The following is a 7,264-nucleotide window of genomic DNA, read 5'->3' as shown; positions in this document are numbered from 1 at the left end:
GGGTAGTCCAGGGAGTTTCCGTCGGTCTACTGGCGAGTAACCGACGGAAACTCCCTGGACTACCCCGAGACGAGCCGCCAGACCCGCGATCACGTCGAGGTCTGAACGTACGCCCTCGGGCGGAGTGATCGCCTGGTTGCGCAGGATGACCCGGCCCTCGAGGTTGGTCATGGTGCCGGTCTCCTCGGCCCACTGGGTCACCGGCAGCACCACGTCGGCGAGGGCGGCGGTCTCGCTCATCACCATGTCGGCGACCACGAGCAGGTCGAGGGAGGTCAGGCGCGAGGTGATGTGGGTGGCGTTGGGGGCGGAGACGACGATGTTGGAGCCGAAGACGAGCAGGCTCTTGGGGCCCTCGGGGGTGCCGAGCGCGTCCAGCAGCTCGTAGGCGGAGCGGCCCTTGCCGGGGATGGTCTCCGGGTCGACGCCCCAGACCGCGGCGACGTGCGCGCGGGCCGCGGGGTCGTCGATCATCCGGTAGCCGGGAAGCTGGTCGGCCTTCTGGCCGTGCTCACGGCCACCCTGGCCGTTGCCCTGTCCGGTGAGGCAGCCGTAGCCGGCGTACGTCTTGCCGGGCATGCCGAGGGCGAGCGCGACGTTGAGCCAGGCCAGGACGGTCGCGGTGCCCTGGGCGTGCTGCTCGGCGCCACGGGCGGTCAGGACCGTCACCTTCTCCGCGTTCGCCAGCAGGGAGGCGAGCTCGCGAAGCTGCGCGGCCTCGACCCCGCTGACCCGCTCGACCATCTCCGGCCACCAGGCGGCCACGGAGCGGCGTACGTCCTCGAAGCCTGTGGTCCGCTCGGCGATGTAGTCCTCGTCGACCGCGCCGGCCGCGTCGAGCAGGTGCAGGACACCGAGCGCAAGGGGCAGGTCCGTGCCGGGGACCGGCTGGAGGAAGAGGTCGGCACGCTCACCGGTCGGGGTCAGCCGCGGGTCGATGACGACGACCTTGCCGCCGTTCTCGCGCAGCCGGTCGAGGTGGCGGGCCGCCGGCGGCATCGTCTCGGCCAGGTTGGAGCCGACCAGCACGCAGACGTCGGTCTGCTCGATGTCGGCCAGCGGGAACGGCAGCCCGCGGTCGACGCCGAACGCCTGGTTGCCGGCCGAGGCGGCGGAGCTCATGCACCAGCGGCCGTTGTAGTCGATCTGGGAGGTGCCGAGGGCGATCCGGGCGAACTTCCCGAGCTGGTAGGCCTTCTCGTTGGTCAGCCCGCCGCCGCCGAAGACGGCGTTCGCGTCGGCACCGTGGGCGTCGCGCAGGTCGGAGAGCTTCGAGGCGATCAGGTCGAGGGCCTCGTCCCACGTCGCGGCGCTCCACTCCCCGGTCGCCCGGTCGCGCACCATCGGCGTCGTCAGCCGCTCACGGCTGCCGCGCAGTCCCGCCGCCGTCCACCCCTTGCGGCACAGGGCTCCCTCGTTCACCGGGAACGAGCGCTCACTGACCTCCAGCCGGGGACCCTTGCGGACAAGGGTCATCCCGCACTGCAGACTGCAGTAAGGACAGTGGGTGTCGGTCACGCGTACTCACACCGTTTCGGGTCGGGGGTGGGCGACCTCTACATTCCGGTGTCAACGTTTCGCGCCGATCGGCTCTCGGTACCCCTTCCGTCAACTTCCCCTCACCACCTCACAATCCCGCCGAGAAGTCGCCCCCGTCGGGCGAGGCGTCAGTCCCGTCGGGCGAGGCGTCAGTCCCGTCGGGCGAGGCGTCAGTCCCGTCGGGCGAGGCGTCAGTCCCGTCGGGCGAGGCGTCAGCCGCTGCCATTTCGACCGACGCAAGCGACGTCTCGGCCGACGCGGGCGACGTCTCGGCGATCAGGGAGTACGCCGCCGCAGCGTCGCCGAGCCGAGAGCGAGGCCGGCCACGACGAAGCCACCGACGACGGCCAGGTCGGTCCAGACGTCGCCGGTCTCGGCAGAGGTGACCAGATGGGTCATCGCGTCGACGGCGTAGGAGAGCGGGAGCACGTCGGAGATGGCTTCGAGGACCGTCGGCAGCGAGTCGCGCGGCACCAGCAGCCCGCACAGCAGGATCTGCGGGACCACGATCGCCGGCATGAACTGCACCGCCTGGAACTCGGTCGTGGCGAAGGCCGAGACGAACAGTCCGAGCGCGGTGCCGAGGACGGCGTCGACGATCGCGACGACCACGAGGAGGGCGACCGAGCCGGTGATCTCCAGCCCGAGGAGACCCACGCTGACCGCGACGGCAACGGCCGACTGCACGGCGGCCAACAGCCCGAACGCGAGCGCGTAGCCGAGCAGGAAGTCGCCCTTGCCCAGCGGCATCGCGAGCAGCCGCTCGAGCGTCCCGGAGGAGCGTTCGCGCAGCGTGGTCACCGAGGTCACCAGGAACATCACGATGAACGGGAAGATCGCCAGCAGGGCCGGACCGATCCGGTCGAAGATCGGCGCGGGCGACTCCTCGTACATCCACCACAGCAGCGCCATCAGCAACGTCGGCAGGATTACCAGCATCACCAGCGTCCGGTGGTCGCGCCGGATCTGGGCGAGCACCCGCCCGGTCACCGCGAGCGTCCGTCGAAGGCTCATCGCACCGCTCCCCTCACCAGGGCCAGGAAGGCCTGCTCGATGTCGTCGGCGCTCGCCTTCTGCTTGATCTCCGCCGGGCTGCCGTCGGCGAGGAACGCGCCCTCGCGCATCAGCAGCAGCCGGTCGCAGCGCTCGGCCTCGTCCATCACATGACTGGAGACCACGACCGCGGCACCCGCGGCGGCCAGGTCCCGGAAGGTGTCCCACAGCTGCTCGCGCAGCACCGGGTCGAGCCCGACGGTCGGCTCGTCGAGCACCAGGAGCTCCGGCGAGCCGAGCAGCGCGGCGGCGAGGCCGACCCGCGAGCGCTGACCACCGGAGAGATCGCGTACGACCTGGTCCTTGTGGTCGGCCAGGTCGACCGTCTCGATGGCGTCGGCGACCGACGACCGCGGCGCGCCCAGCACCCGCGTGAAGAACTTCAGGTTCTCGGTGACCGTGAGGTCCTCGTAGACGCTGACCTCCTGCGTGACGTAGCCGATCCGCGCGCGCAGCGCCGCCGAGCCCGCCGGGCGGCCGAGGACCGTGAGCGACCCGGTGACCCTCGCCTGCACGCCGACCAGGGCTCGCATCAACGTCGTCTTGCCGCACCCGGACGGTCCGAGCAGCCCGGTGACCTCACCCGCCCGGACGGAGAAGTCGAGGCCATGGAGGACCTCGCGCTTCCCGCGTACGACTCGGAGACCTGATGCCTCCACCACGTTATTCATCACATGATGAAATGTGGCACGACGCGGCGCCCCGTGCAAGAGGACTACGGCAAAGGCCCGGTCAGATAGCCCTGGACCACCGGCGCGTACGTCGCCACCAGGGTCTCCACCGGAGCCGAGGCGAGCGGCTCGATCCGGGCGATGTAACGGAGCGCGACCAGCCCGACCAGCTGCGAGGCCACCAACGTGATCCGCCGCTCCGGTTCATCGAGCTCGAGCGCCTCGCTGACCGGAGCCAGGATCAGACGGCCGAACGCCTCTGGCACCAGCGCCTTGCCCTCCGGCTCGAAAGCGCTGCGCATCAGAGCCATCAGCGGGAGCCGGGACTCCTCGTCGTCCCAGATGCTCAGGAGGAGGCGTATCAGCCGCTCCCCCACACCGTCGCGGCCGCCGGCGGCGACCACGGGCACGACGTCTCGCGGGTCGACGCGCAGCTCCAGCGAAGCGACGAAGAGGTCCTCCTTGGTGCCGAAGTAGTGGTGCACCAGAGCAGAGTCGACGCCGGCGGCGGTCGCGATCCCGCGGACGGAGGTCGCGGCGTACCCCTGCTGCGCGAAGCGCTGCCGAGCCACCGCCAGGATCGCCGCTCGCGTGTCCGGCGAACCGGGCCTGCGCCCTCGCCGCGGTGCCGTGCTCATGCGACCACCTCCGTAGCGCAAGCGCGAGAATACGGACGCGGTCGCCTGATGCGCTGACGGTTCACTCGCTGACGCTCGCTCACGAGAGCACGCTAACCCGACGGCGTCCGCTCGGGGCGGGGCTCCGTCCGGCGCAACCAGGCCGCGGGACGGCCGACGACCCACTCGAGCGGTCCCGGGCGGCCCCAGGCGGTGACGGCGGCGCCGATCGTCAGCACGACGAGCACATGCAGGACGTACGTGTCGGGGGTCTCCGGCGGCCAGACCGCATCGGTCCTCATCACCACGTGCAGGGTGTAGAGGGTGAGGGTCATCGTGCCAGCGCCGAACAGCACCGCCATGCCGGTGCGCCACCGGGACGGCAACCGCAGCGCGATCATCTGGCAGGCGCCGATCGCGAACATGGAGCTGCCGATCGTCTGCGCCAGGTCGAACGGCGTGGACGAGTGCGGCGCGACGACCAGCAGCCACTGCCAGCCGTCGACCGGCGTCTGCCCGTAGAGGCCGTGGCTCATCGAGGTCAGCGCGCTGTCGATGTCCATCCCCGAGTATTCGCGCAGCAGCACCTCGGCCACCGACGGCAGCCGGGTCAGCCTCCCGGACAGCCAGGTGGCCGAGACGGAGATGATGACGCCGCCCGACCAGAGCATCGAAACCACGAGCCGGTTGCGCAGGTCGATGCGGCCGATGGCCATCCCGATCAGCAGGTAGGCCAGCCACGGGACGGCCGGGTAGTAGCCGGTGAAGAGCAGCTCGGCGAGCAGTCGGCCGGGCTCGAGCAGCTGAGACGGCTCCGGGCTGTCGAACTGTCGCGGCGGCAGCATCGGCCGGACGACCTGCGACACCAGTGGTCCGAGGACGACCCAGACCACACCGAGCAGCCACAGCCACCGAGCCCGCAGCCCGAGGAAAGGGATGGCGATCAGGAACAGCACGCCGTAGTAGGTCAGGATGATCGCGATGTTCGTGCCGAGCGACCCGAGCACCAGCCCGAGCGCTGCGATCAGCACCGCCCGTGCGGCCAGCCCCAGCGACCGCGACGCGAGCACCCGGCCCCGCACCGGGTTCTGACGACCGGTCATCAGCGCCAGGCTGACCCCGGCGAGCACCGCGAAGAGCGCTGCGGACCGGCCGCCGGCGACGGCCTGGATCCTGGTCAGCTCGCCGGTCGCGTCGACCGGGTCGAGCACGTGCGTCGCCATCATCCCCAGCAGCGCCAGGCAGCGCGCCACGTCGACACCGACGAGACGCGTCGAGAGTCGATCGGTGAGCGTGGACATCGCCCCAAGAGTAGAGATATCTCACGCAGCCCGCGGGTTCACCCACCCACAAGACCTGCTTTACCGTGGGAACGATGTCCGTAGATACCGCCCTGACCCGCTCGTGGGTGGGACACGATGCCGGCAGCAGCGGCTATCGGCGGATCCTGATCGGCCTCTTCGCCGCCGGGATCGCGACCTTCGGGCAGATGTACTCCACCCAGGGCATCCTCCCCACCGTCGCGCACGCGCTCGAGGTCAGCGAGGCCTCGGCCGCGCTCACCGTCTCCACCGCGACCCTGGGGCTGGCGGTCAGCGTCCTCGGCTGGTCATGGGTCGCCGACCGCATCGGCCGGGCTCCGGCGATGAAGATCGCGCTCTCGATCTCCCTGGTCCTCGGCCTGCTCACCCCGCTCGCCCCCGGCTTCAGCACGCTCCTCGTCCTGCGCAGCCTCGAAGGCCTCGCACTCGGCGGCGTACCCGCGCTCGCGGTCGCCTACCTCGCCGAGGAGATCCACGTACGTCACGTCAGCGTCGCCGCGGCCATCTACATCTCGGGCACCACCGTCGGCGGCCTCCTCGGCCGGGTCATCACCGGTCCGTTCGCCGACCTCGGCGGCTGGCGGCTGGGCGTCACCGCCGGCGGCGTCCTCTCCGCGATCGCGGCGATCATCGCGATCACCCTGATCCCCCGCGCCCAGGGCTGGGTCCGCCCGACCGGCAAGCCGGCCACGTCCGTACGCGACGGGGTGCTCGCCAACCTCCGCGACCCGGGCATGCTCGTCCTCTACGGGCAGGCGGCACTGCTGATGGGCGGGTTCGTGGCGACGTACAACTATCTGGGGTTCCGCCTCGAGCGGGAGCCCTTCGGGCTGCCGGTGGCGATCTCCAGCCAGATCTTCTTCGCCTACCTCGGCGGCACCGTCTCCTCCTCGGTCGCGGGCCGCCTGGCCGCCACCCACGGGCGCCGAAAGGTCATGCTGACCTGCGTCGTCATCACGATCGTCGGCGTCGCGATGACCTTCCCGGACAACCTCGCGATGGTCTTGACCGGCCTCTTCGTCCTCACCACCGGCTTCTTCGGCGCCCACGGCGTCGCCTCGGGCTGGGTCGGCGCCCGCGCGAAGGTCGGCAAGGCCCAGGCCAGCGCCCTCTACAACCTCTTCTACTACGGCGGCTCGAGCCTCTTCGGCTGGCTGCTGGGCTATGCGTACGTCGTCGGCTGGTGGGGCGTCGCCACCGCCGTCCTCGTCCTCGCCCTGACCTCGCTCACCTGGTCCTGGCTCGCCGCCCGCGACTGACGGTCACGCTCGACCAGCAGTGGCGTCAGTCCTCGAAGTGCTTGCGCGCGAACTCGAGCGACTCGCGGAGGTCGGCGACGCGCTCGGCGCGGGACCGGGCCCGCCGGGTGTTGATCTCGAGGACGATCTCGCCGTCGAAGCCCGAGCCGGCCAGATGGCGCAGGAACCGGTCGGCGCCCATGTGGCCACGACCGGGGACGAGGTGCTCGTCCTTGGCCGAGCCGGTGCCGTCGGTGAGATGGATGTGGCGCAGCCGCGGGCCGAGCCGCTCGGCCATCTCGATGACGTCGTCCCCCGCGATCGCGGCATGGGAGAGGTCGATGGTGGTGTTGGCGTACTCCTCGGTCGAGGGGTCCCAGTGCGGCAGGTACATCGGCGTCGAACGCCGAGCCGCCCGCCACGGATACATGTTCTCCACCGCGAACCGCAGCCCGGTCGAGCGCTCCAGCCTGGCGATTCCCTCCACGAACCCGGCCGCGTACTCGCGCTGCCAGCGAAACGGCGGATGTACGACGACCACCCCCGCCCCGACCTCGGCTGCCATCTCGGCCGACCGCTCGAGCTTGCCCCAGGGCTCGAAGCCCCAGACCTGCTGAGTGAAGAGCAGCGTCGGCGCGTGGATCGCGACGATCGGGATGCCGTGGTGCTCGGCGAGCTGCTTGACCGCATGCGTCTGCTGCGACAGCGCGTCGATGCCGACCATGATCTCGACCCCGTCATAGCCGACCTCCGCCGCGTACGTGAAGGCGTGAGCGGTCGACTCGGGATAGGTCGAGGACGTCGACAACGAGATCATCGCGGGC

At 70.7% G+C, this 7,264-nt stretch carries 8 protein-coding genes; 1 reads left to right on the top strand and 7 read right to left on the bottom strand.

Annotation, left to right across the window (positions count from 1 at the left end; genetic code table 11):
• From ACFVDI_RS14770 to ACFVDI_RS14745, 6 genes are all read right to left on the bottom strand, one after another.
• The coding region (locus tag ACFVDI_RS14770) for a molybdopterin oxidoreductase family protein (protein WP_378906194.1) at window positions 1-1,518 on the bottom strand (1,518 nt) is incomplete at its 3' end.
• A 90-nt stretch (window positions 1,519-1,608) separates the two neighbouring features.
• Window positions 1,609-1,779 (bottom strand): DUF1720 domain-containing protein, encoded by a 171-nt coding sequence (locus ACFVDI_RS14765; protein WP_378906192.1) that lies wholly within the window; start codon window positions 1,777-1,779, stop codon window positions 1,609-1,611.
• Window positions 1,780-1,815: 36 nt separating this feature from the next.
• Entirely contained in the window at window positions 1,816-2,553 is a 738-nt protein-coding gene (locus ACFVDI_RS14760; RefSeq protein ID WP_378906190.1) for an ABC transporter permease, read from the bottom strand.
• Window positions 2,550-3,263, bottom strand: a complete 714-nt coding sequence (ccmA, locus tag ACFVDI_RS14755; protein ID WP_378906188.1) for a heme ABC exporter ATP-binding protein CcmA — start codon at window positions 3,261-3,263, stop codon at window positions 2,550-2,552. Before ccmA ends, ACFVDI_RS14760 begins: the two co-directional genes overlap by 4 nt.
• 44 nt (window positions 3,264-3,307) lie before the next feature.
• A complete protein-coding gene (locus ACFVDI_RS14750) occupies window positions 3,308-3,901 on the bottom strand; it encodes a TetR family transcriptional regulator (RefSeq protein WP_378906186.1) in 594 nt (197 codons plus the stop codon).
• A 92-nt stretch (window positions 3,902-3,993) separates the two neighbouring features.
• Complete coding sequence (locus tag ACFVDI_RS14745) at window positions 3,994-5,181, bottom strand: heparan-alpha-glucosaminide N-acetyltransferase domain-containing protein (RefSeq protein ID WP_378906184.1); 1,188 nt, start codon at window positions 5,179-5,181, stop codon at window positions 3,994-3,996.
• A gap of 74 nt (window positions 5,182-5,255) precedes the next feature.
• On the opposite strand from ACFVDI_RS14745, the gene ACFVDI_RS14740 reads away from it, so the two are divergent.
• Window positions 5,256-6,461, top strand: a complete 1,206-nt coding sequence (locus ACFVDI_RS14740) for an MFS transporter (protein ID WP_378906182.1) — start codon at window positions 5,256-5,258, stop codon at window positions 6,459-6,461.
• A gap of 25 nt (window positions 6,462-6,486) precedes the next feature.
• On the opposite strand, the gene ACFVDI_RS14735 is transcribed toward ACFVDI_RS14740, so the two are convergent.
• A complete protein-coding gene (locus tag ACFVDI_RS14735) occupies window positions 6,487-7,257 on the bottom strand; it encodes a sugar phosphate isomerase/epimerase family protein (protein ID WP_378906180.1) in 771 nt (256 codons plus the stop codon).
• Window positions 7,258-7,264 lie beyond the last annotated feature (7 nt).

This window comes from Nocardioides sp. NPDC057767 (assembly GCF_042798275.1).
In the GTDB taxonomy this organism is placed as follows: domain Bacteria; phylum Actinomycetota; class Actinomycetes; order Propionibacteriales; family Nocardioidaceae; genus Nocardioides.
The sequence above is the reverse complement of the archived record's forward strand: the minus strand, read 5'-3'. Positions and strand labels throughout refer to the sequence as shown.

Coding starts and splice junctions, on each gene's coding strand:
- ACFVDI_RS14760 (WP_378906190.1), bottom strand. CDS start 2,553: ATGAGCCTTCGACGGACGCTCGCGGTGACCGGGCGGGTGCTCGCCCAG.
- ccmA (WP_378906188.1), bottom strand. CDS start 3,263: ATGAATAACGTGGTGGAGGCATCAGGTCTCCGAGTCGTACGCGGGAAG.
- ACFVDI_RS14750 (WP_378906186.1), bottom strand. CDS start 3,901: ATGAGCACGGCACCGCGGCGAGGGCGCAGGCCCGGTTCGCCGGACACG.
- ACFVDI_RS14745 (WP_378906184.1), bottom strand. CDS start 5,181: ATGTCCACGCTCACCGATCGACTCTCGACGCGTCTCGTCGGTGTCGAC.
- ACFVDI_RS14740 (WP_378906182.1), top strand. CDS start 5,256: ATGTCCGTAGATACCGCCCTGACCCGCTCGTGGGTGGGACACGATGCC.
- ACFVDI_RS14735 (WP_378906180.1), bottom strand. CDS start 7,257: ATGATCTCGTTGTCGACGTCCTCGACCTATCCCGAGTCGACCGCTCAC.